The sequence below is a fragment of the Tenacibaculum gallaicum genome (assembly GCF_003387615.1).
Classification (GTDB): Bacteria; Bacteroidota; Bacteroidia; order Flavobacteriales; family Flavobacteriaceae; genus Polaribacter; species Polaribacter gallaicus.
This window is the reverse complement of the sequence record NZ_QUNS01000003.1, coordinates 324,495-348,292: the sequence shown is the minus strand read 5'-3', so window position 1 is coordinate 348,292 and position 23,798 is coordinate 324,495. Positions and strand designations below refer to the sequence as shown.

Sequence of the window (23,798 nt, the reverse complement as noted above, 5' to 3'; positions counted from 1 at the left end):
TTTTATGAGTTTAGAATTAGTTGATTATTATTGTAAATACCATATACTTTTCCTTTTAACTTTTTCCCTAGAAAGATACTGTTTTTTGAAGTAGATACAATGTTTTGCTCTGAAAAAGTATATTCTCCGTTAGGATTAAAAATAGATAAACTAGCTTTTTCACCTTCTTTTATGGAAGTTAATTCAATATTAAAACGTTTTCTTGGGTTGTTAGATAAACAGTTGATAATAGTTTTTAAACCTAACACAGTGTTCAGTGCTCCAAAAGCACTTTCTAAACCTATGGTCCCGTCTTTTGCAGTAGAAAACTCTACTTTTTTATGTTCAACATCAATAGGGTTGTGATCTGAAGTAATTATATCAATAATACCTTCTTTTAAACCTTGTATTAAAGCTTTCTTGTCTTCTTCTGTACGTAGGGGAGGGTTTACCTTTTTGTTAGCTTCAAAGCCATGTAATTCATCATCTGTTAATACTAAATTATGTACAGCAACACTACAAGTTACATCTAATCCTTTCTCTTTTGCCTCTTTAATAAGTTGAACAGATTTAGCTGTAGAGATTGTAGGAACATGTAGTTTTCCTCCAGTATATTCTAGTAAAAATAAATCGCGAGAAATTTGAATTTCTTCTGCAAGTGCAGGAGCTCCTTTCAAGCCTAAAAGGGTACTGTTTTTACCTTCGTTAGCAACACCTTCACCTGCAATTAAATTATTTTTAGGAAAGCTTAATACTAACCCATTAAAATTTTGAGCATACAACAATGCTATTTTTAATAAATTATCGTTGCTAACAGGCTTGTTATAGTCTCCAAAAGCAACAGCTCCCGATTGTTGCATGTCGTACATTTCAGACATTTCAACACCTTTACTTTGCTGCGTCAAAGCCCCAATAGGATGAATGCTGGTTGCAGCTCCATTTACTTTATTAATTAAAAACTCGATGGCTGATTTATTATCAACAATAGGATGTGTATTAGGGTTGATAGCTACATGAGTAAATCCGCTTTTAGCAGCTACTTGTACACCATGTTGCAAGGTTTCGCGCTCTTCATAACCAGGTTCTCCAAAAGAAACACTTGTATCAAACCAACCTGAAGATACATGAAGATTCTCAAGCGCTACAACAGTATAGGTTTCTTCACTAGCAATGTTGTTGTCAATTTTGGTAATAATACCGTCGGTAATTAAAATATCTTTAGTTTGTTGGTGGTAAGGACTAGAAGCATCTATTATTGTTGCCGATTTAAGCAGCGTTGTCATGGTTTAAAGAATTTTAAAATCAAAATTTCTAAAAGCAAAGATACAATAGCTAAACCCAAAAACCATTTCCAAAGCCATTGAATTTTGTTTTCATCATTAATATTTTCCAAGGTGTTTTTTACTGAAGTAGATATAGTCATATCGTTAGTTTCAGAAAACATTAAAAAATCTAAACAACTTTCACTTTTGTCGTAATTAAAAGCAATATTTCTAAGTACATTATTCTGTTGCTGTACTTTATAGAACCCATCTACTAAAGGTTGATCTTTAGTTGTAATACGTGTTTTGTTTTGAAAAGTTTGTTGTAAAGGAATAAAAGAACTTTTATTAGTAACAATATTTAAAACTTCATCTTTTCCTAGTTGCTTGTCAATATCAATAGTATTCTGTTTATCAATTGTATAATACAACTTAGAAAGTTGTAAGCTCTGTTTTCCAATATTATAAAAAACAGGCACAATTAAAGGTGAGTTCGTAAAGTTGCTATTGTCTTTATTTAAAGAACCCGCTACCCAATACATAGAAGCATTTGGTAAGCGAATCTGTTTAATAAAACCTTGTTTATTTTCAAAAGAAACAAGGTTACTAGCATTTATAAACTCGGTATTAAATGAGCTTTTTACAAACGGATATTGAAAGTTAGCAACTTTCTTTTCAAAAACATTTTTAAAAAGAGGATGGTTATAATTAATCGTAGTAACTTTTAAGCTGTCATTTTTTAGTGAAAATAACTTTCCAGTATTTAGTTTACTAAAAAGGTTGTTATAAGAAGAAAGAGTTACTTTATTACTCGGAATAACAACTATATTTCCACCCTTTGTTGTATAGCTAGCTAAGCTATTTATGAGTGTTTCAGGAATATTTTTTAACTCATTTAAAACAATAAGATGTTGCTTATCTAGCAAATTATAGTTGGTGTTTTGTAGCGAAGAAGAAGTAAAGTTAAACTCTTCTTTCGTATAAATTCGCTGTAGGAAGTTGTTAGGCTCTCCAATAGCTAGTACATTAACTTTTTCGTTAGCATTAATAGTAAAATAAAACGAATTATCAAACCCGTAGGTGTCATTAAAATTAATAATTACTTTACCTAAAAATACAGGTGCTTTTACAACAGAAAAAGTAACCTCTAAAGTCTTGTTTTCCTCAATGCTAAAGGTTTGTTTATTCAATAACTTGTCATTATTGTATATAGCAATAGGAATATCATTTTTAGCATTTCCTTGATTTTTAACAATAATACGGACGTTAAAATTAGAGCCTCCATTATCATCTACAAAAACACTATCAATAGAAACATTACTTTGTTGTTCAGGAACTAACTTTACAAAAGAAGTATTTTCAGGAGCGTTGTTAATTTCTTCTCTTTTAGTGTTTTGAAAATCAGAAATCACAATGTTTTTGGTAGGAGAAGTAGCAGATTTATGCTCACTAGTCATTTTTAAAAAAACATCAGCAAGGTTTCTGTTTTTTGCAGTATTTGTTGTTTTCAACAGCTCTTCTTTTAGTTCAACAGCTGTTTTATTTGCGTAAAAATGATCGTTTGTAAGTAAAGAATAACTTGTTTTTTCTGTAGAATTTTCAATAATTTCTTGGGTAGCAATTTGTAGTAAATTACCTTTTTCTCCAATAGCATTTGTACTTAAAGAATTATCAAGATATATAAAGAAATGTTGCTCTTCATTTGCTTTGTGATTGCTAAAATAAGGCTGAGCAAATGCAAAAATAAGAGCCGCAAGTAGCAGTAAACGCGTGGCTAAGATTAGCCATTTTTTTATACGAGAACTTTTGCGTGTTTGCAACACTAACTTTTGTAAAAAAGCTACATTGGTAAACGGAACTTTTACAAATCGCTGTAGTTGGAACAGGTGTACCAAAATAGGAATGAGTAAAAAAGCTAAGAAATATAAAATCTCAGGATGTTTAAACTGCATAATTATAATTTACTAACTGTAAAAATACCTAAATAGATGGTTAAAAAAAGAATGTAGTTAAAAATCTGTTAGAAGTCTGGTAAGTTTTCGACAAAGGATTAAATTTTCCTATTTTTGGACTATGACTACAAAAGAGAGTGAGTGTAACATTCCGGAAGAAATTAATTATAAAAAACACTGGAATGCTGCCTACGTAAAAAATCCAACAGAAAAACTAGGCTGGTTCGAAGAAAGTTCGAAAGAAACTATTCAATTATTAAAAGAATCCAAAGTATCTAAAGACGCTAAAATCTTAAATGTAGGCGTTGGTTCATCCATGTTAATTGATGAGCTGGTAGCTGATGGATATTCAGGTTTAATAGCAAATGATTTATCTGAAAAAGCTTTAATCGATATACAAAATCGATTAGGAGAAAATGCCTCAAAAGTTAATTTTATAGCTGATGATTTAGTGGTTCCAACCAAATTACATGAGCTTGATGAAGTTGATGTTTGGAACGATAGAGCGGTACTACACTTCTTTCTAAAAACCGAAGAACAAAACGCCTATTTTAACCTGCTAAAAAAGCTTGTAAAAGTAAACGGATTTGTAATTATTGCTGTTTTTGCTTTAGACGGAGCAGAAAAATGTTGTGGACTGCAATTACAACGTTACAATACGGAAATGCTACAAGAAAAGTTAGGAAACGATTTTGTTTTAGTCAATAGTTTTAATCACACATTTGTAAATCCGTACGGAGGAGAACGTCCGTATGTTTACACCTTATTTCAAAGAACGCACAAGTAATGAATGTAACCAATATCCCTTATAAAAACACAGGATTCTTTTCTAAAACAATGGAAGACTATCTAAAGGCTGATGAAAATATCCAACCTTTTTATAACCGCTATCCGAGTTTACGAAACTTTGAAAAACAACTAGAAGAAAAGAAAGAAAACCCTATTTCAAGCACTCAAAGAAAAAGGTTAGTTGACGTATTGAGGAAACAATACAAAGACATTGATTTGTCGTTCGACACGCAAAAAAATATAGAAAGCCTACTAAAAGAAAACACATTTACAGTAACAACAGGGCATCAGCTAAACTTATTCACAGGCCCGTTATACTTTTTATACAAGATTATTTCAACCATAAATATGTGTGAGCATTTGTCAATGCAATTTCCGAATGAGAATTTTGTGCCCGTATATTGGATGGCAACTGAAGACCACGATTTTGAAGAAATTAACTTCTTTAATTTTAAAGGGATAAAAGTACAGTGGAACTCTGACCAAACAGGACCAGTAGGGCGTTTTACAACTGAAGGATTACAAGATGTTTTTGAAGTATTTGCAGAGCATTTAGGAACTTCAAAAAATGCTATTCAGATAAAGGAGATATTTGAAAAAGGTTACTTAAAGCACAAAAAATTAGCAGATGCAACTCGATACATAGCTGATAAACTTTTTGGAAAGTACGGTTTGGTGATTTTAGATGCTGATGAAAGAGAGTTGAAAAGAGCATTAACCCCATATGTAGAGTATGATTTGTTACACGAAACTTCTTATAAAGAGGTGTCAAAAACGATTACAGAGTTAGAGAAGTCTTATAAAGTACAAGTAAATCCACGTGAGATAAACTTGTTTTATATTACTGATAGAATTCGTGAACGTATTATTCTTGAAAACGGAATATACAAAGTAAATAATACAGATATTTCTTGGGCAAAGGATGAAATTTTAGAGCATTTACACAGTGAACCAGAATGCTTTTCACCCAACGTAATTATGCGTCCATTATATCAAGAGGTAATCTTACCCAACTTATGCTATATTGGTGGGGGAGGAGAGTTAGCCTATTGGTTAGAATTAAAGGCATATTTTGATAAAGTAAATGTTCCGTTTCCTATTTTGTTATTGAGAAATTCGGCGCAAATACTTTCAGAAAAGCAACAAAAAAAGCTTGAAAATCTTAACGTTTCAGAAGAAGAAGTGTTTTTAAAACAAGATGATTTGTTGGCAAGAAAGGTGTTGGATAACGGTGATGCCAAAGTAGACTTTACCAAACAGAAACAATTTTTACAAGAACAGTTTGACGACTTACGTGAACTAGCTCAAAAAACAGATGTTTCTTTTGTAGGAGCAGTAAATGCACAAGAAAGAAAGCAGGTAAAAGGATTAGAAAACCTTGAAAAAAGATGGCTTCGTGCAGAAAAAAGACGTCAAAAAGAAACAGTAGAAAGAATCGTAGCTTTGCAAAACGAATTATTACCTAATCAAAGTTTAGAAGAACGTCAACGTAACTTTTCAGAATTCTATTTAGAATATGGAGCTGACTTTATTACAATTCTAAAAGAAAACTTACACCCGTTACAACTAGAATTTACAGTTATTACACTTTAATGGCAGATAAAAAAGGATTACACAGAAAAAACAAACACAAAAACGGATACGATTTTAAACTCTTAAAAGAAAAGTATCCAAAAATAGCGGAGTTTGTTATTGAAAAATTTGAGAAAGAGACTATTGATTTTTCTGACCCAATAGCTGTAAAAGAGTTTAATAAAGCCTTATTGGCTACTCATTATAATATTGAGCATTGGAATTTTTCTGATAATAATTTATGCCCGCCAATTCCTGGAAGAGTAGACTATATCCATCATTTAGCTGATTTGGTTGCGAATGAGGAAAACGTAACAGTGTTAGATATTGGTACAGGGGCAAGTTGTATTTATCCTTTATTAGGAATCGCTGAATATAATTGGAACTTTGTAGCTACTGATATCGATTTAGACTCGTTAGATTACGCTCAAGACATTATAGACGATAATGGTTTTACGGATAAGATTGAATTAAGGCAACAGCTTAAAGAAGAGCACATTTTACAAGGAATTATAGAAGAGGAGGATGCGTTTACGATAACGATGTGCAATCCGCCATTTTATAAATCGGCAGAAGAGGCGAGAGGAGCCAACCGAAGAAAATCAAGAAACTTAGGAAACAATGCGGTACGTAATTTTGCAGGAAACTCTAATGAATTATGGTATATAGGTGGAGAAAAAGCTTTTTTACATACGTATTTATATGAGAGTTCTAAACATCCGAAAGTAAGTAAATGGTTTACGAGTTTGGTTTCTAAAAAAGAAAACGTAGAAAGCTTACAAAACTCAGGTAAGAAATTAGGAGTGAAAGAATTTAAAATAATTCCTATGTACCAAGGAAACAAAGTAACACGTATTGTGTGTTGGAGGTTTTTGTAGCTGGTAGTCGTTAGTTTGTTGTTGAGGTGAAATTGTTTTAAAAAAGTTATAATTGTAAAGGTTAACTAATTTGCTGACAACTTTTAATCATTATTGGTGAAGCAATCTTTTTCTCGCTTCCAGTCATTTTCGAGCGATAGCGAGAAATCTCAAAGTTATGAGTTACTTCTATTCATGAGATTACGTCACTTTCCGCTTAGATTGTGTTCAGTGTTTGTTCGTAATAACGTTGAAATGTCAGTTCGAGTGATTTTGTGTAACGTAGTGGAATAAAATAGTATCGAGAACCTTGTTACTACCAATACTTCTCGATACAAAATTCCCTTCACTGTGTTTCGTGAATTTCACTCGAAGTGACAGTTAGATGTAATTTTCGGCTTGCTTTCAGAGGACGTTTTATTATCGTCTTTGCGAGGAGGTAGGACGAAGCAATCTTTTTCTCAATTACCGTCACCTCGAATGGATATGAGAGGTCTTAAAGTTATGAGTTACTCTGATTCATGAGGTTTCTCGTTATCACTCGAAATGACCGTTTTATCGTAGTTTATAAAAGCAAAAACCTCATCTTTTTTTGATGAGGTTTTTTGAATTTGTATTGAATGTTGTTTTTAAGCTTCCGCTTCCATATAATCTTCAATAGGATTACAAGAGCAAATTAAGTTACGATCACCAAAAGCATCGTCTACACGACGTACAGAAGGCCAAAACTTATTGTCTGCAATATACTCTAAAGGAAATGCTGCCTGCTTACGAGAGTATGGTAAATCCCATTCATCAGCAGTTAACATTTCTTGTGTATGTGGTGCGTTTTTAAGCGGGTTGTTAGGAGTTTCCTTGCTTGCTTCAGCAATCTCTTTTCTAATAGAGATTAAGGCATCACAAAAACGATCTAATTCAGTAACGCCTTCAGATTCGGTTGGCTCTACCATAATTGTTCCCGCTACAGGGAAAGATACGGTAGGTGCGTGGAATCCGTAGTCCATTAAACGTTTCGCAATGTCAGTAACCTCAATTCCATTTTGTTTAAACTCACGACAGTCTAAAATCATTTCGTGAGCAGCACGGTTCATTTCTCCTGTATATAAAGTACTAAAGTGTCCTTTTAAACGCTCTTTAATATAGTTTGCGTTTAAAATAGCATTCTTAGTAGAGTTTGTTAACCCGTCAGCACCTAACATAGTAATGTATCCGTAAGAAATTAAACATACTAAAGCAGAACCCCAAGGAGCTGCTGAAATAGCAGTAATGGCATTGTTTCCACCAGTTGCTATTATTGGATTGGTAGGTAAAAACGGAACTAATTGTGGTGCTACACAAATTGGTCCAACACCTGGTCCACCACCACCATGTGGTATTGCAAATGTTTTGTGTAAGTTTAAGTGACAAACATCAGCACCAATGGTTGCAGGGTTTGTTAATCCTACCTGTGCGTTCATGTTGGCACCGTCCATATATACTTGTCCGCCATTATCGTGAATAATTTGCGTAATTTCTTTAATAGCCTTTTCAAATACTCCATGCGTAGATGGGTAAGTTACCATTAAAGCAGCTAAATTATCAGCGTGTTTTTCAGCTTTTGCACGTAAATCTTCTACGTCGATGTTTCCTCTTTCATCTGTTTTGGTAACTACTACCTTCATACCCGCCATAACAGCAGATGCAGGGTTCGTTCCGTGAGCAGATGCAGGAATTAAACAGATGTTTCTGTTGGTGTCACCATTTGCTTCGTGATACGCTCTAATAGTCATTAATCCAGCAAATTCACCTTGTGCACCAGAGTTAGGTTGTAAAGAAGTACCTGCAAAACCAGTAATCACATTTAATTGTTTTTCAAGGTTATCTAACATGATTTGATATCCTTCAGCTTGGTTTAATGGTGCAAACGGGTGAATATTTCCCCATTGAGGATTACTCAACGGTAACATTTCAGAAGCAGCATTCAACTTCATGGTACAAGACCCTAAAGAAATCATTGAGTGATTTAATGCTAAATCTTTACGCTCTAATTTTTTGATATAACGCATCATGTCAGTTTCTGATTGATACGTATTGAATATATCGTTATCTAAAAAAGAAGTTGCTCTCTTTACGTCTGCTGGAATTACATCTGTAGTAGTAAATTCAGTAACTAAAATGTCTTTGATATTGAATGCTTGTTCGAAGCAATCAACAATTTCGTTGATTTCTTTTAATCCAACGGTTTCATTTACAGAGATTGAAATATGGTTTTCATCAATGTAGTTAAAGTTGACTCCGTTTGCTTCTGCTACTGGACGTAATTTGTCTGTTTCAACTTCAACCAAAATAGTATCAAAATAAGCACTATTTTTTTGTTTGAAACCTAAATCGTTTAACGCTTTTGCTAAGGTTGTAGTGCTTGTGTGTACACGATCTGCAATGTATTGCAAACCATCTTTACCGTGGTAAACAGCATACATACCTGCCATAACTGCTAATAATACCTGTGCAGTACAAATGTTTGAAGTTGCTTTTTCACGTTTAATGTGTTGCTCACGTGTTTGTAATGCCATACGTAGCGCACGATCACCGTCAACATCTTTGGTAACTCCAATAATACGACCAGGAATACTACGCTTGTAAGCTTCTTTCGTTGCAAAATATCCAGCGTGAGGCCCTCCATATCCTAAAGGAATACCAAAACGTTGTGTAGTACCTACCACAACATCAGCACCAAATTCAGCAGGAGCTTTTAACTTTACTAATGATAAAATATCAGCAGCAACCGCTACTTTAATATTGTTTGCGTTACAATTAGCTACGAAATCGGTGTAATCATACACTTGTCCATGCTTTCCAGGGTATTGTACGATAGCACCGTAGAATTCTTCAGAAAAATCAAATTCTTCATGATTACCAACTACTAATTCAATTCCGATAGGAATAGCACGTGTTTGTAATACTGATAAGGTTTGTGGTAAAATTTCTTCTGAAACAAAGAACTTATTTACGTTAGCTTTTTTTTGTGCCCTTTCACGAACGTCAAATAATAACGCCATGGCCTCTGCAGCTGCAGTACTTTCGTCTAATAATGAAGCATTGGCTAATTCCATTCCTGTTAAATCACAAATCATAGTTTGATAATTTAACAAGGCTTCTAAACGCCCTTGCGCTATTTCAGCTTGGTAAGGGGTATAAGCAGTATACCATCCCGGGTTTTCTAAAATATTACGTTGTATAACGCTAGGTATAATAGCTTCGTGATATCCTAAACCGATATAACTTTTAAAAACGTTGTTTTTTGCACCTAATTCGTTAATGTGATTTAGGTATTCATATTCGCTCATTGCAGGAGCTAAATTTAACTCTTTATGTAAGCGGATATCGTCGGGAATAGTTTCGTAAATCAATTGGTCTAAACTCTCTATGCCAATTGTTTGAAGCATTTGATCCTGATCTTTAATACGAGGACCTATATGCCTTAGTTGAAATGAATTTGTGTTCATTATTGTGTTGTTGTTTTTCGTGCCTCAAAAATAGTGAAATTGGTTGATTTGATACTACATATTTTTTTGTTAAAAGCAATATTTTATTAACCAAAACAGCTGGTTATAAACAGAAAAGTTATTTTTGTTGAATGAAGCTTTTAAAAAAAGTACTCGATTTTTATATAAACTCTAGTATTCATGTAGCCTTATCTGTGTTTTCTTTGTTTAGAATTACAGAGCTATACTTTGGTTTTTCGTATGATGAATCACTTGGTTTTTTTGTGTTTTTTGCGACAATTACAGGGTATAACTTTGTAAAATATGCTGGTGTTGCAAAACTACATCACCGAAGTTTGACTAAAAATTTACAAGTTATTCAAGTATTTTCACTGATTTGTTTCTTGTTGATGTGTTATTACGCATGGTTACTTCCATTAAAAACATTATTATTTTTTGTACCTTTTGGGTTGTTAACTTTTTTATATGCGGTGCCCTTTTTAAGTGGGTTTCAAAAAAACTTACGAAGTATTGGTTATTTAAAAATAGTAGTGGTGGCTTTGGTATGGGCGAGTACTACGGTATTATTGCCAGTATATGCGAGCGAAACTTTTTTTACAAGTAAAGTGTACCTATCTGCGGTACAACGGTTTTTATTAGTGGTGATATTAATTCTCCCTTTTGATATTAGAGATGTACAATATGATGCTATTTCTTTACAAACGATTCCTAAAAAAATAGGGATAGAAAATACAAAAAAATTTGGTGCTGTTTTGTTGGGTTTATGTTTGGTGTTGGAGTTTGTTATTAGTCCTAATACTCATTTCAGAACTGTTTTTTTGGTGTTGTTTTCTGTACTTTTAGCTCTATTGATGAGGGCAAAAGTAAATCAATCTAAATATTATAGTTCTTTCTGGGTTGAAGCTATACCCATCTTTTGGTGGTTGTTCTTACTGGTTTAAAATTGAAGCTTTTTAGAGGGGTAAAACCTTAAAAAGTAATAGCTTTTAAAAAGTGTGTTTCCTTTAGTTAAAAACTGAAACTTAAGAGGTTCGTAATATGTGTTTTTAAGAAAACCTTTGTACATTCGTTGGCTTAACAACACAACAAGAAAAACACAAATAAATAACATGAATTTAGTAAAACGAAATTTCGTTTTCGATTTCGATAGCACACTAACCAGTGTGGAAGCATTAGATGTTTTAGCTGAAATCACTTTAACAGGAAATCAAAAAAAGGAAGAGATTATTCAAGAAGTAATCCATATTACCAATCAAGGAATTGATGGAGAAGTATCCTTTACGGAATCCTTAGAAAAACGTATTCAGTTATTAAGTGCTAAAAAGTCAGATTTACCTTTGTTAATTGAAGAATTGAGACAAAAAGTGTCTCCTTCTATCGAAAGAAATAAAGAGTTTTTTGAAAGTTTTTCTGATGATATTTATGTGATTTCAGCAGGGTTTAAAGAGTTTATTGATCCTATAGTTGCGGAGTATAATATTCCTTCAGAAAGAGTATTTGCAAATACTTTTGAGTTTGATAACGATGGAATTATTGTTGGATTTGACACGGAAAACCCATTATCTAAACATAATGGTAAGATAGATTGTTTAAAATCCTTAAATTTAGAAGGTGAAGTGCAAGTTATTGGTGATGGGTATAGTGATGCAGTTACCAAAGAAGCAGGTGTTGCTGATACTTTTTTTGCATATACAGAGAATGTATCGAGGGATAAAACGATTGCAAATGCCGACCATATTACGCCGAATTTAGATGAATTTTTATACGTTAACAAATTGCCTAGAAACTTATCATACCCAAAGAACAGAATTAAGATATTATTATTAGAAAACGTACACTCTGATGCTTTTACAAAGCTAACAGGTGATGGGTTTTCAGTAGAAACTGTATCAAGAAGTTTATCAGAAGATGAATTAATTGAAAAATTAAAAGATGTTCATGTGTTAGGAATCCGTTCTAAAACACAAGTAACTCGTAAAGTTATTGAAGCTGCCGAAAAGTTAATGGTAGTTTCTGCTTTTTGTATTGGTACGAAGCAGATTGATTTAGAAGCTTGTAAAGAGAATGGAGTAGTGGTTTTTAATGCACCATATAGTAACACACGTTCGGTGGTTGAATTAGCTATTGGAGAGATTATAATGTTAATGCGTAGTGTGTTTCAAAGAAGTACAGAAATCCATAACGGTCAATGGAATAAAACAGCACAAGGTTCAAGAGAGGTTCGCGGTAAAAAACTTGGCATTGTTGGATACGGAAACATTGGTAAACAATTATCTGTATTAGCTGAAGCTTTAGGTATGGATGTGTATTATTATGATGTAGAAGATAAACTGTCTTTAGGAAATGCCACAAAAATAGATACATTAAATGAATTATTGAATATTTCAGATGTAGTTACGTTACATGTTGATGATAATTCAGCAAATAAAAACTACATAGGAAAAGAGGAAATAGCACAAATGAAAAATGGTGCACACTTGGTGAACTTATCTCGTGGGTTTGTGGTAGATATTGAAGCATTAGTGAGTGCGTTAAAATCAGGTAAAATTGCTGGAGCTGCAGTGGATGTTTATCCTGAAGAGCCAAGAAAAAATGGTGATTTTTATACGGAGTTAAAAGGGCTGGATAATGTGATTTTAACACCGCATGTAGGAGGAAGCACTGAAGAAGCTCAAAAAGATATAGCTGATTTTGTTCCAAACAAAATTATGGCATATATCAATTCTGGAAATACGGTAGATGCGGTAAATTTCCCAAATATTCGCTTGCCAAAGCATAAAAACGCACACCGTTTTTTACATATTCATAAAAACGTACCTGGCGTGATGGCGAAAATCAATAAAGTATTAGCAAAATATGAGTTGAACATTACGGGTCAATACTTATCTACTGATGAGAAGGTAGGTTATGTAATTACTGATGTGGATAAGGAATATAACCAAGAAGTAATAACAAAGCTTAAAAAGGTAGAAGGAACCATTAAGTTTAGAGTATTATATTAAGTACATGTTCTAAACAAATTATATTGTTCAAGGTCTACAGTAAAATGTAGACCTTTTTTAATTATAATTACTTTTTTAAAGTAGAAAAGTACACCCAAGCAATAAAAAAGAACTGTAAAGGAACTCTAAACCATAAATAAGAAAGCCCCTTTCCATCATAAGTACCCGTTTGATAGTTTAAGTTCTCCAAGCTTGCTTTTATGTTGGCGGGTAACATTAATACAAGGAATACAATAAGAATCCAGCCCGTAGTTTTTTGGTAGTTTGGTAATAGTAAACCAATTGCCAATATAATTTCAAACACGCCTGTTAGTATTACTATAGATGATTTTAAAGGGATAAAATTCGGAATCATTTTACTCATGCCATCTATAAATAAAAAGTGTCCTAAAGCAGTAAATAGCAACATAGCACACATGGCGATTCTGCCAGAAAGAGTATAGTTCACACTTTTTAAAAATAGTTTCTGAACTCCTGTAGAAATTATAAAAATGATTAGTAAAACAAATAATGGTTTCATTGATTAAAATTTTTCTCAAAATTGAATAAACTTTTAAAAACAATCAATGAACTTGGGTTAATAAATTCGTTTTCTAATTCTACTCAACGCTTGTGGAGTTACCCCAATATAAGAAGCTATATATTTTAATGGAATTTGCTTGATTAACTCAGGTCTTTCATGAAAAAGGTTAAGGTATCGTTCTTCAGGGGTGTTGTTTAATAAAGAAAGCTCTCGTTTTGACTTTAGCAAGAATAAACTTTCGGCATTTTTTCTTCCAATTTCATTACCAATAGAAGTATTTTGATAGATGCTTTCTAAATCATTAGAAGATAATCTCCATAAAATAGTAGGAGTCAACGTTTCAATACTATATTCAGATGGAGTTTGTGTTAAAAAAGAGTCATAAGCACTTATAAAGCTATTTTTAAAAACAAAACCAAAGGTAACATCGTTTTCAATTTTTGGAATAAACAATCTTAAAACCCCTTCCTCAACAAAAGAAAGGTAGTTTTCTGTTTCTCCTTTGGTTAATAGCGTATCCTTTTTTTGAAGCGTTTTCTTTTTGAGTTTAGAATAAAAGTAATCTGAATCTTTATCAGAAATGTCAGCAAAAGACTGTAAAAGTGTTTTAATTTGTTCCATGATTCAATTTTATAAACTATTAAAATCACTTAATCTATTTTCTATCTCAGCAGCACCATTCTGTAAGATTTTTATATAGCTAGCAACATTTTTCATTTTAAACCTACTGGAAGGTCCAGATGCGCTCAATCCAGCAATAACCTTTCCTTTTTTGTTGTATATGGGTATTGCAATACATACCAAACCAATTTCAAACTCTTCAATATCTAAAGCAAATTTCTGTTGCTGAATTAATTGTATTTCCTTTTTGAGCTTTGAGGTTGAGGTAATCGTATTTTTAGTGAATGATTGCGGTGTAACTGAACTAAAAAAAGTTCTCTGTGTTTCTAACGAAGAAAAAGCTAATAATAATTTTCCAATTGCGCTGCCATTAATAGGGGCGTAAGAACCAATAGAGGTGCTTATTTTTAGTCCTTGTAAACTGTCTGCTTTATTAATGTGTAGTACTTGTTGTTCTTTTAAAATACCCAACAAAACAGTTTCCTGAATTTCTAAGGCTACTTTTTGTATAGACTCGTTAGTTAAGTTTCTTAGTGATTTATAGATAGCAACACGGTTCCCTAATTCAAATAATTTACTTCCTAGTTGGTATTTTTCGTTGTCGTTTTGTTGCACAGCATTTAACGAAACTAAAGTGCTTAATAATCTGTATACGGTACTCTTGTTATAGCCAGTTCTAGTAGCTAATTCTCTAACACCCCACTCTTTTTTATCATTAGTAAAAGCATCTAAAACAGCAAATGCTTTGATGATGGACTGATTTAAACTTTTAGAATTTGTATTCATTTTTTCAAAAAAATATTGACTAATATAATAAAAATTGGTAAGTTTATAAAACGATGTTTTAGTATATGAAACACTTTGGTTTTTATTTTGAGTCAAAAATGAAGTATCTTTAGTGTCTTTAAAATGGTTTTTAGAAATAAAGATAAGTATGTACAAACCAACACTTGATTACGCACAACAACTAGATAAAGAAGATAATTTAGCGCATTTAAGAGCGCAGTTTCATATTCCAAAAGATGCAGAAGGAAATGACTGGTTGTATTTTACAGGGAATTCTCTTGGACTACAACCTAAACAAACGCAAGAATATATTCAACAAGAATTAGACGATTGGGCAAAATATGGAGTAGAAGGACATTTTGAAGCTCGAAATCCATGGATGCCATATCATGAGTTTTTAACCAATTCAATGGCAAAAATAGTAGGAGCAAAACCATTAGAAGTAGTGGTGATGAATACCTTAACAACCAACTTACATTTGTTGATGGTGTCGTTTTATCAACCAACTAAAACAAAATATAAAATTGTTATAGAAAGTGATGCGTTTCCTTCGGATAGATATGCTGTGCAATCGCAATTAAAATTTCATGGATTTGATATAGATGAAGGATTGATAGAGTGGAAACCTCGTGAAGGAGAAGAGTTATTACGAATAGAAGACTTGGAGAAAATAGTTGATGAACAAGGTGATGAAATAGCTTTGTTGTTGATAGGTGGTGTGAATTATTATACAGGACAGTATTTAGGTATCAAACGTATTGCAGAAATTGGACACGCTAAAAATTGCATGGTGGGAATTGACTTAGCACACGGTGCTGGAAATATTTCTCCAGAATTGCACAATAGCGGAGTTGATTTCGCTGCTTGGTGTACCTATAAATATCTAAACTCAGGCCCAGGAAGTTTAGGAGGCTTATTCGTACATGAAAAACATGCACACAATAAAGACTTACCGCGTTTTGCAGGATGGTGGAACCATAATAAAGAAACTCGTTTTAACATGCGTCAACCCTTTGATGTAATGGCGGGAGGAGAAGGTTGGCAGTTGAGTAATCCGCCAATTTTATCAATGGCAGCGATTAGAGCTTCACTAGATATGTTTGAAGAAGTAGGAATGGAAGCGTTAAGAGCTAAGTCGGAAAAATTAACGGGATATTTTGAATACTTAATCAATCAGATTGATACGGCCAGCATTAAAATAATTACACCATCTAACCCGAAAGAAAGAGGGTGCCAATTATCTATTCAAGTGAAGGATGCAGATAAAAGTTTGCACAAAAAATTAACCGAAAATAATATTATTACCGATTGGAGAGAGCCTGATGTAATACGTTGTGCCCCTGTGCCAATGTATAATAGTTTTGAAGATGTGTTTAGAATGGTTGAAACTTTAAAAACATTGCTATAAATGAAAAAAATGTTTATTGTTTTTTTAGTTCTATGTGGTTTTAGTAGTGTAGCTCAAACTAAGTATCAAAAAGATTTTGATTATTTATGGAATATGTTTGATGGCTTTTACGCTTACTTTGATCAAAAACAAACAAATTGGACTGAGGTAAAAAAAATATATCAAAAAGAAGTAGAAAAAGTTTCCAACGATTCTCAATTTATTAGGCTGGTTGAAAATATAACCTATGAATTATATGACCCTCATACCGGTATTAATCGAAATTTAAAATCTTCATTCCGACTAATTCCAACATCAACTGATGCATGGATAAAAATAAAAGATGGTAACTATCATATAGCGGACATCAGATCAGGTTTTGAAATTGAAGAGACAGGGTTAAAAGTTGGGGCAGAATTACTTCGTATTAACGGACGTAAAATTGAAGACTTGGTAGAAGAGGTATTGCCAAAATCTTTTAAAAACCCAAAAGACGATGTTAAAGAGTTTTTTGCGAACCTATGGTTTGCAGGAAAACATAATGAAGAAAGAGTAATTTTAGTGTTAGAAGATGGAAAAGAGAAACAATATAGATTAAACAAACCTACAGCCTCAAAAAAAGAAAACGGAACTTTAAGTTCGAAAATTATAAAAGGAAACATAGGGTACATAAAACTAAATAATTCTTTAGGAAACAATGAGGTAATTAAAGCTTTCCCTAAAAAAGTAGATGAGTTCCGAGATACTAAAGCAATTATTGTAGATTTAAGAGATACACCAAGCGGAGGGAATGCTGAAGTAGCTAAAAGCATTATGGGAAAGTTTATAACAGAAACAATTCCATATCAAAAGCATGAAAGAGTTAGTTTAGAAAGAGAGTTTGGTATAAAGAGAAGTTGGATTGAATTATTGACACCTTTGAAAAATCCATATAAAAAACCAGTTGTAGTGTTAGCAGGAAGATGGACAGGAAGTGTGGGAGAAGCAATAGCACAAGGTTTTGATAATATTAAATCAGCAAAGGTTGTAGGAACTGAGATGGCAAAATTATTAGGAGCAATTCAATGTGAAGCATTGCCAAATACTAAGATGAATTTATGTTTTCCTGTTGAAAAACTATATCATGTAAACGGTACTCCAAGAGAAAAATTTATTCCTGAAGTTTACACCAAAACAAGTGTAGAAACATATAAAAAAGCGATTCAAATAATAAATGAGTAAAAAAGAGAACATAGTAATCATAGGTGCTGGTTTATGCGGAAGTTTATTGGCACTTCGTTTAGCACAAAGAGGATATAAAGTTTCAATGTATGAAAGTCGTCCAGATTTACGAACAACAGACATTTCTGCAGGACGCTCTATCAACTTAGCATTATCTGATCGTGGTTTTAAGGCTTTACGTTTATGTGGTGTGGAAGAAAAAGCACGTGACATTTGTATTCCGATGTATGGGCGTTTAATGCACGATAGAGAAGGAAATACGTTTGCGTCGAGTTATTCGGGTAGGGAAGGAGAGTATATCAACTCTATTTCAAGAGGAGATTTAAACGGAATCTTACTAACGGAGGCAGAGAAGCATGAAAATGTTACTATTCATTTTAATACAGAGTGTACTTCGGTAGATATAGAAAATACAGTAGCATATTTCAAGGATTATAATACCAAAGAAGAATTTTCAGTAGACGGAGATGTGATTTTTGGAACTGATGGAGCGGGATCTGCATTGAGAAAAAGCTACTATTTAGAAAGAAAGTTCTTGTTTAGCTATTCTCAAAATTTCTTAACACACGGATACAAGGAATTAGAAATTCCTGCAGATACGTTAGGGAGTCATCAGATAAGTAAAGAGCATTTGCATATTTGGCCTCGTGGAGAGTATATGTTAATTGCGTTGCCAAATTTAGACGGAAGTTTTACGGTAACCTTGTTTTTAAGTTACGACGAAGGCGAATACAATTTCAATAACTTAACTTCAGAAGAAAAGATAACTGAGTTTTTTGAAAAAGAATTTTCTGATGCGTTGGAGTTGATTCCGTGTATTAAAGATGAGTTTCTTAACAACCCAACAGGGGCTTTAGGAACCGTAAAGTGTTCACCATGGCATTATCAAAATAAGACCTTGTTACTAGGAGATGCAGCACATGCAATTGTTCCTTTCTATGGACAAGGAATGAATGCTTCTTTTGAAGATGTAACTGTATTTGATACAATTTTAGATGAGCACGAAGGAGATTGGGGAGCTACTTTTAAAGCTTATGAAAAAGCGCGTAAAGAAGATACCGATGCTATTGCCGATTTAGCTATTGACAACTTTTATGAAATGCGCGATCATGTAGCGAACCCATTGTTTAAACAAAAGAGAAAGCTGGAGATGGATTTAGAAAAGACGTTTCCAACAGAATATTTTTCAAAGTACTCTATGGTAACCTTTAATGAAGAGATTCCGTACGCAGAAGCGATGAAAAAAGGGCGTGCACAAGACAAAGCCTTATTAAATATGGTAGCGCATCACGATTTAGATGTAATCACCGATTTAAATGAGGTATTGAAAAAAGTACAAGAAGAAACTAATGAAATCTTAGAAGAAGATAAAATAGCGGGATTTAAGTAATGGTTTATTCTAACTCTCTTTTTAATTTAAAAAGTTCTTGTTCTAAAAAAGAAAGTTTGTTTTCTATGGGGGTGTTAAAATCAGGAACTCTGTTAAAAAACACGTATTGTATTTTCCATAATTCTTTTATGTCTTTAAGAGGGAATACCTTGTCGGGTACATTTTTATGATCTGCACATAGTGTTATAGAGTCATCATTAATATGAAGCCTACGTAGTATTAGTTCGTTTTTTACAAGAGTAAGAGTAAGTTCTCCGTTTTTTAAGTTCTTTATAATATTGTCTGGTATAAATTCACCTATAACTATGTCTTTAGGGTATAATCCGTTGTCGTGATTAGCCATTTCTAAATTTGTAATGATGTAAGCTCTAAGTTTTTTTTGTGAGTTAATAGGGAGTTGAATTTTAGGTAAATCATCAATAAAAGAAGTTTTATTGTAATATTCAAGATACTGTATAGCTACTTTTTTAGTGATACAAGGAATTTTAGTGGTGGTTTCTTTGGAGATTTTTTCTGTTTCTAGAGTTAGGTTCTCTTTAAATTGGAGTAAATTATTAACAGTAAGTTCTGAAGTTAGTAGGTTGTCTATAGGAATGCTAAAATAATTAGCAATTTTTATAATAGTGTCAATTTTTGGTTCACTTCTTCCTTCTTCATAAGCCCCCAGTGTAGCCCTTTTTAGGTCGAAAAGTTCTGCAAAAGCTTGTTGACTTAAACGTTTTACACTTCTAATTTTCTTTATGTTTTTACCAAAGAACGACATATTTTGCTAATTTTATTTGCTAAGTGTTTTTATTTTTGTATATTTGAGCAAACAATATTAGCTAATTATTTTTGTTTTTGCTAATTTTTTTAGTTTAAAAACTAGTGGGGAATATTTTAAATTAAAAATTATTGAATTTATGTTATTAATAATGTTACGTTGGGTGTCTTTGATTTTAGAAACTTTTTGTAATATTATCGCTTAAAAAAAATGCTATATTAACTAATCAAACTGCTTAAAAATGAATACATATTTTAGTAAAGTAAAGGTTTTTTTACTGGAGTTAAATTTCAATATTGTAAAAGAAAATCAAGAAGAAGGTATTTTCGTTGTTGAAAAAGAAAACGAAGGGATAAAAAACTTAATTATTGGGGTTGCAAATCCAATTATAATTTTTGAACAATATATCTTTAAAATTAAAGGGCCTAATCAAGAAGTTTTTAAAAGCTTGTTGCAAAAGAATAGAGATATAATTCATGGAGCTTTTGTCTTAGATGAAAGTGGTGAACGTGTTATTTTTAGAGATACACTTCAGTTAGAGAATTTGGACGCTAATGAGTTTGAAGCAAGTTTAAACTCGCTTAGTTTACTCTTGAGCGAATACTCAGATCACATTATTAATTTTTCAAAATATTAAAAAAAATAGATATGAATTTTTTTAAAAGACTTTTTAAAATAGGGCAATCAGAAGCAAATTCTGCAATAGATAAAATGGAAGATCCTATTAAAATGACAGAACAAGGAATCAGAGATTTAAAATTAAATCTCGAAAAAAGTTTAGAGTCACTGGCACAAGTAAAAGCATTGGCTATTCGAGCTAAAAACGATGTAGAAGAGTTAACTTTTAAAAGTCAAGATTATGAGCAAAAAGCGATATTAATTTTGAAAAAAGGACAAAATGGAGATATGGAACTTTCAGAGGCAGACAGACTAGCGAAGGAAGCTTTAATGAAAAAAGAAGAAATGAACCATAAAATATTAATGGTGAAAAAAGAAGAGGTTCAATTTAATGACTCAGTGAGTAAATTAGAGTATAATATTCAGGAAATTAAACAGAATATTAGCAAATGGGAAAATGAGTTGAAAACATTAAAAGCTAGAGTTAAAGTTTCTAAAGCAACAAAGAATTTGAATAAACAAATGGCTGATGTTGATAGTACAAGCACAGTTTCTATGTTAGAACGCATGAAAGAGAAAGTAAAACAAGAAGAGGCTCTAGCTGAAGCTTATGGAGAAATAGCGAAATCTTCTAAATCAATAGATCAGGAATTATCGGAAGCGGCAGATATTACTGAAACTTCGGCTGAAGAAAGTTTATTAAAATTGAAAGAAAGATTAGGGTTAAACGATAAAGACGCATAAAATTGAACACTTTTACCGATATTATATTTTCATCTGTAAACTTACCTTTAACAATTTTAGTGATTATACTACTATTGTATTGGGTGGTAACTATGATTTCTGGAATTGATTTCGATTTAGATATAGACGTAGATATTGATGCAGATTTCGATATAGATACAGATTCAGGTTTTGAAGGAGGAAATGCAGATTTTCATGATGTTTCAAATGCAGAAGTAAATAAAGAGGATGTATTAGGAAAGAAAAGAAAACCACTAAAATGGTGGCAAATATTTCTGATTTATTTCAACTTTGTAGGACTGCCTTTTATGTTCACATTTACATGTTGGATTTTTATCTGGTGGATTTGTACAGCATTTTCTACTGTTTTAACAGGTAGTATAAATAATAGCTTTGGTTTTGTGCTAATGTTAATAGGTTTTTTACCGTCGCTATTCATCAATAAAGTATTCACAACACCTTTTAAAAGTTTTTTTAAGAACTTGAATCAACATGGAGATTTACCGATAGAAATAGTAGGTAGAGTAGGTGTTTCTTTATCTAATATTAAAGAAAAAAAATTAGGTTCAGCCGAAGTAAAAGCTGAAGGGACTCATTTGTCAATAAATATTAAATCATTAGACGGGAGTCCAATACAGTTTAGAGAGCAAATCTTGATTATAAAACAAAGTCAGGATAAGTCTTTTTATTACGCACAATCATATATAAATTAAAAACAAAAATTTTTTAAAAAAAAGAACTATGACAAACAGTTTATTACAGGTTATTGGAGTAGGAGTAGGATTAATTCTATTTCTTATTATTCTATACTTTGCTATAATAGCAATGTTCTACAAAAAGGTACCACAAGGACAAGCTTTGATACGAACAGGTTTTGGAGGAACTAAAGTAGCTACAGATAAAGGGATGTATGTGATACCTGTATTTCACAGAGTAGAAATTATGGATGTATCTGTAAAAAAAATCCAAATAGAACGTTTAGGTAATGATGGATTACTTTGTAGAGACAACATGCGAGCAGATATTAAAGTTGCCTTTTTTGTGAGAGTAAATAATGAAGTAGATTTTATTAAAAAAGTAGCACAAACTATAGGTTGCGATAGAGCATCAGATATTTCAACATTAGAAGATTTATTTGAAGCTAAGTTTTCTGAGGCGTTAAAAACTGTTGGTAAAAAGTTTGATTTTACTGATTTATACGAAGCTCGTAGAGAGTTTAGGGACGAAATTGTAGATATTATTGGAACCGATTTAAATGGATACACGCTTGAAGATTGCGCAATTGATTATTTAGAGCAAACATCTGTATCTTATTTAAAAGCAGATAATATTTTAGATGCTGAAGGGATTAAGAAAATTACTGAATTAACGGCTGTACAAAACATCAAAGCAAACCTAATCAAAAGAGATGAAGAAAAAACGATTAGAAAGCAAGATGTAGAAGCTCGAGAAGCTATTCTGGAACTAGATAAACAATTAGCAGAGAAAGAAGAGCAACAAAAACGTGAAATAGCTAATGTTAAAGCTCGTGAAGAAGCTGAAATATTAAAAGTTAACCAAGAAGAGTTATTAAAGTCTGAGTCGGCAAGAATAGTAACAGAAGAGAAAGTACAAGTTGCAGAAGAAAATAAACAAAGACAAGTTATTGTAGCAGCTAAGAACAAATTACGTACTGATGTTGTTGAAACTGAAAGAGTAGAAAAAGACAGAATGTTAGAAGCTACTGAGCGAGAGCGAATTGTTACATTAGCTCAAATTGAAAAAGAAAAAGTAGTTGAGGTAGAAAAGAAGAACATACAAGATGTTATTCGTGATCGTGTTACTTTAGAAAAAGGAGTGGTTGAAGAACAAGAGAATATGAAAGATATTCAGGCGTTTAAAACAGCAGATAGAGAGAAGCAAGTTACTATTACATTGGCAGAAGCAAAAGCTCAAGAAGATTTAATTAAAACAATTAAAGAAGCTGAAGCACAAAAAGAAGCTGCAAAGCAAAAAGCTGAAGAAATTAACATTGAGGCACAAGCGAATAAAGAAGCAAGTGAAAAAGAAGCAGAAGCTCGTAAGACATTAGCAGATGCTAAAGCAAAAGAAGAAGCTACTTTAGGAATGTCAGAGGCACAAGTAATGCATGCCAAAGCAGATGCTAGTGAGCGATTTGGTTCTATGGAAGCCTTAATTATTGAGAAGAAAGCAAAAGCTGAGGCTGTAGGAGTTGAAGCAAAAGCAGAAGCCTTAAGAAAAGAAGGAATGGCTGAAGCAGAAGTTATAAGAGAAAAAGCCTTAGCAGATGCAGCAGGAATCGAAGAAAAAGCAGCAGCAATGAAAAAGCTAGATGGTGTAGGTAAAGAGCATGAAGAATTTAAACTACGACTAGAAAAAGACTTAAAAGTAGATTTAGCACATATTAATATTCAAAAAGATATTGCAGATGCTCAAGCTGATGTTATTGGTCAAGCATTAAAATCTGCTAAGATTGATATAGTAGGAGGAGAAACAATGTTCTTTGAGCAAATCATGGGGCAAATAACCAAGGCAAAAGGACTGGATAAGATGATTGAAAACAGTAGTAATTTGCAAGAAGTAAAAGATGCTATATTAAGTAGTGATGATGTAAAAGGAAATTTAATGGAACGCGTAAGAGATTTTGCAGTAAAATATGGAATTTCTTCTGAGGATATTAAAAATTTAACAATTGCTAATTTGTTAATGAGTTTAAAAGATAGAGCAACATCTGATGATGATCAAACGCTTTTGGGAAACCTTTTTAGCTTAGCAAAAGGATTAGATATTTCTAATAAAAAAATGAGTTAGAATAGCACTTATCCGAGTATTGATTTTTCAATACTC

Annotated in this window: 19 protein-coding genes; 12 read left to right on the top strand and 7 right to left on the bottom strand. The window is 32.5% G+C overall.

Features of this window, described 5'->3' with window-relative positions; translation table 11 throughout:
- Positions 1–2: 2 nt before the first annotated feature.
- Together C7448_RS08480 and C7448_RS08475 are read right to left on the bottom strand one after the other, a co-directional pair.
- Positions 3–1,262, bottom strand: a complete 1,260-nt coding sequence (locus C7448_RS08480; RefSeq protein WP_115900930.1) for a dihydroorotase — start codon at positions 1,260–1,262, stop codon at positions 3–5.
- A complete protein-coding gene (locus tag C7448_RS08475) occupies positions 1,259–3,193 on the bottom strand; it encodes a BatA domain-containing protein (RefSeq protein ID WP_115900929.1) in 1,935 nt (644 codons plus the stop codon). Before C7448_RS08475 ends, C7448_RS08480 begins: the two co-directional genes overlap by 4 nt.
- Before the next feature lie 121 nt (positions 3,194–3,314).
- Between C7448_RS08475 and C7448_RS08470 the strand changes: the two genes are divergently transcribed.
- The 3 genes from C7448_RS08470 to rlmF are packed head-to-tail and all read left to right on the top strand — an operon-like array spanning position 3,315 to position 6,432.
- Complete coding sequence (locus tag C7448_RS08470) at positions 3,315–3,980, top strand: class I SAM-dependent methyltransferase (protein ID WP_115900928.1); 666 nt, start codon at positions 3,315–3,317, stop codon at positions 3,978–3,980.
- Positions 3,980–5,575: a bacillithiol biosynthesis cysteine-adding enzyme BshC gene (bshC, locus tag C7448_RS08465; RefSeq protein ID WP_115900927.1), complete on the top strand. Its 1,596-nt coding sequence runs from the start codon at positions 3,980–3,982 to the stop codon at positions 5,573–5,575. The genes C7448_RS08470 and bshC overlap by 1 nt, the downstream gene beginning before the upstream one ends.
- Entirely contained in the window at positions 5,575–6,432 is an 858-nt protein-coding gene (gene rlmF, locus C7448_RS08460) for a 23S rRNA (adenine(1618)-N(6))-methyltransferase RlmF (protein ID WP_115900926.1), read from the top strand. Before bshC ends, rlmF begins: the two co-directional genes overlap by 1 nt.
- Before the next feature lie 608 nt (positions 6,433–7,040).
- On the opposite strand, the gene gcvP is transcribed toward rlmF, so the two are convergent.
- A complete protein-coding gene (gene gcvP, locus C7448_RS08455) occupies positions 7,041–9,896 on the bottom strand; it encodes an aminomethyl-transferring glycine dehydrogenase (RefSeq protein ID WP_115900925.1) in 2,856 nt (951 codons plus the stop codon).
- A gap of 131 nt (positions 9,897–10,027) precedes the next feature.
- Here gcvP and C7448_RS08450 point away from each other — a divergent pair, with 131 nt between their 5' ends.
- On the top strand, positions 10,028–10,837 hold the full coding sequence (locus tag C7448_RS08450; protein WP_115900924.1) for a UbiA prenyltransferase family protein: 810 nt from the start codon (positions 10,028–10,030) through the stop codon (positions 10,835–10,837).
- Between the two features lie 168 nt (positions 10,838–11,005).
- Positions 11,006–12,898, top strand: coding sequence for a phosphoglycerate dehydrogenase (serA, locus tag C7448_RS08445; protein ID WP_115900993.1), 1,893 nt, complete (start codon positions 11,006–11,008; stop codon positions 12,896–12,898).
- A 67-nt stretch (positions 12,899–12,965) separates the two neighbouring features.
- On the opposite strand, the gene C7448_RS08440 is transcribed toward serA, so the two are convergent.
- From C7448_RS08440 to C7448_RS08430, 3 genes are read right to left on the bottom strand one after another with little or no spacing between them, the layout of a single operon-like run.
- Entirely contained in the window at positions 12,966–13,418 is a 453-nt protein-coding gene (locus C7448_RS08440) for a DoxX family protein (RefSeq protein ID WP_115900923.1), read from the bottom strand.
- 57 nt (positions 13,419–13,475) lie between these two features.
- Positions 13,476–14,042, bottom strand: a complete 567-nt coding sequence (locus tag C7448_RS08435; protein WP_115900922.1) for a Crp/Fnr family transcriptional regulator — start codon at positions 14,040–14,042, stop codon at positions 13,476–13,478.
- A gap of 9 nt (positions 14,043–14,051) precedes the next feature.
- Positions 14,052–14,828, bottom strand: coding sequence for an IclR family transcriptional regulator (locus C7448_RS08430; protein WP_115900992.1), 777 nt, complete (start codon positions 14,826–14,828; stop codon positions 14,052–14,054).
- A 148-nt stretch (positions 14,829–14,976) separates the two neighbouring features.
- Here C7448_RS08430 and kynU point away from each other — a divergent pair, with 148 nt between their 5' ends.
- The 3 genes from kynU to C7448_RS08415 are packed head-to-tail and all read left to right on the top strand — an operon-like array spanning position 14,977 to position 18,826.
- Positions 14,977–16,236 (top strand): kynureninase, encoded by a 1,260-nt coding sequence (gene kynU / locus C7448_RS08425; protein WP_115900991.1) that lies wholly within the window; start codon positions 14,977–14,979, stop codon positions 16,234–16,236.
- Positions 16,237–17,436, top strand: coding sequence for a S41 family peptidase (locus tag C7448_RS08420; RefSeq protein WP_115900921.1), 1,200 nt, complete (start codon positions 16,237–16,239; stop codon positions 17,434–17,436).
- Complete coding sequence (locus C7448_RS08415; protein ID WP_115900920.1) at positions 17,429–18,826, top strand: FAD-dependent oxidoreductase; 1,398 nt, start codon at positions 17,429–17,431, stop codon at positions 18,824–18,826. The genes C7448_RS08420 and C7448_RS08415 overlap by 8 nt, the downstream gene beginning before the upstream one ends.
- A gap of 4 nt (positions 18,827–18,830) precedes the next feature.
- Here the strand turns inward: C7448_RS08415 and C7448_RS08410 are convergent, their stop codons facing one another.
- Positions 18,831–19,589, bottom strand: coding sequence for a helix-turn-helix domain-containing protein (locus C7448_RS08410; RefSeq protein ID WP_115900919.1), 759 nt, complete (start codon positions 19,587–19,589; stop codon positions 18,831–18,833).
- Between the two features lie 241 nt (positions 19,590–19,830).
- Between C7448_RS08410 and C7448_RS08405 the strand changes: the two genes are divergently transcribed.
- The 4 genes from C7448_RS08405 to C7448_RS08390 are packed head-to-tail and all read left to right on the top strand — an operon-like array spanning position 19,831 to position 23,762.
- The gene (locus tag C7448_RS08405) at positions 19,831–20,226 is read left to right on the top strand and encodes a type III secretion system chaperone family protein (RefSeq protein WP_115900918.1); all 396 of its coding nucleotides are present in this window, start codon (positions 19,831–19,833) and stop codon (positions 20,224–20,226) included.
- 11 nt (positions 20,227–20,237) lie between these two features.
- Positions 20,238–20,951 (top strand): PspA/IM30 family protein, encoded by a 714-nt coding sequence (locus C7448_RS08400; RefSeq protein ID WP_115900917.1) that lies wholly within the window; start codon positions 20,238–20,240, stop codon positions 20,949–20,951.
- Between the two features lie 2 nt (positions 20,952–20,953).
- On the top strand, positions 20,954–21,664 hold the full coding sequence (locus C7448_RS08395; protein ID WP_115900916.1) for a hypothetical protein: 711 nt from the start codon (positions 20,954–20,956) through the stop codon (positions 21,662–21,664).
- A gap of 28 nt (positions 21,665–21,692) precedes the next feature.
- Positions 21,693–23,762: a flotillin family protein gene (locus tag C7448_RS08390; protein WP_115900915.1), complete on the top strand. Its 2,070-nt coding sequence runs from the start codon at positions 21,693–21,695 to the stop codon at positions 23,760–23,762.
- Positions 23,763–23,798 lie beyond the last annotated feature (36 nt).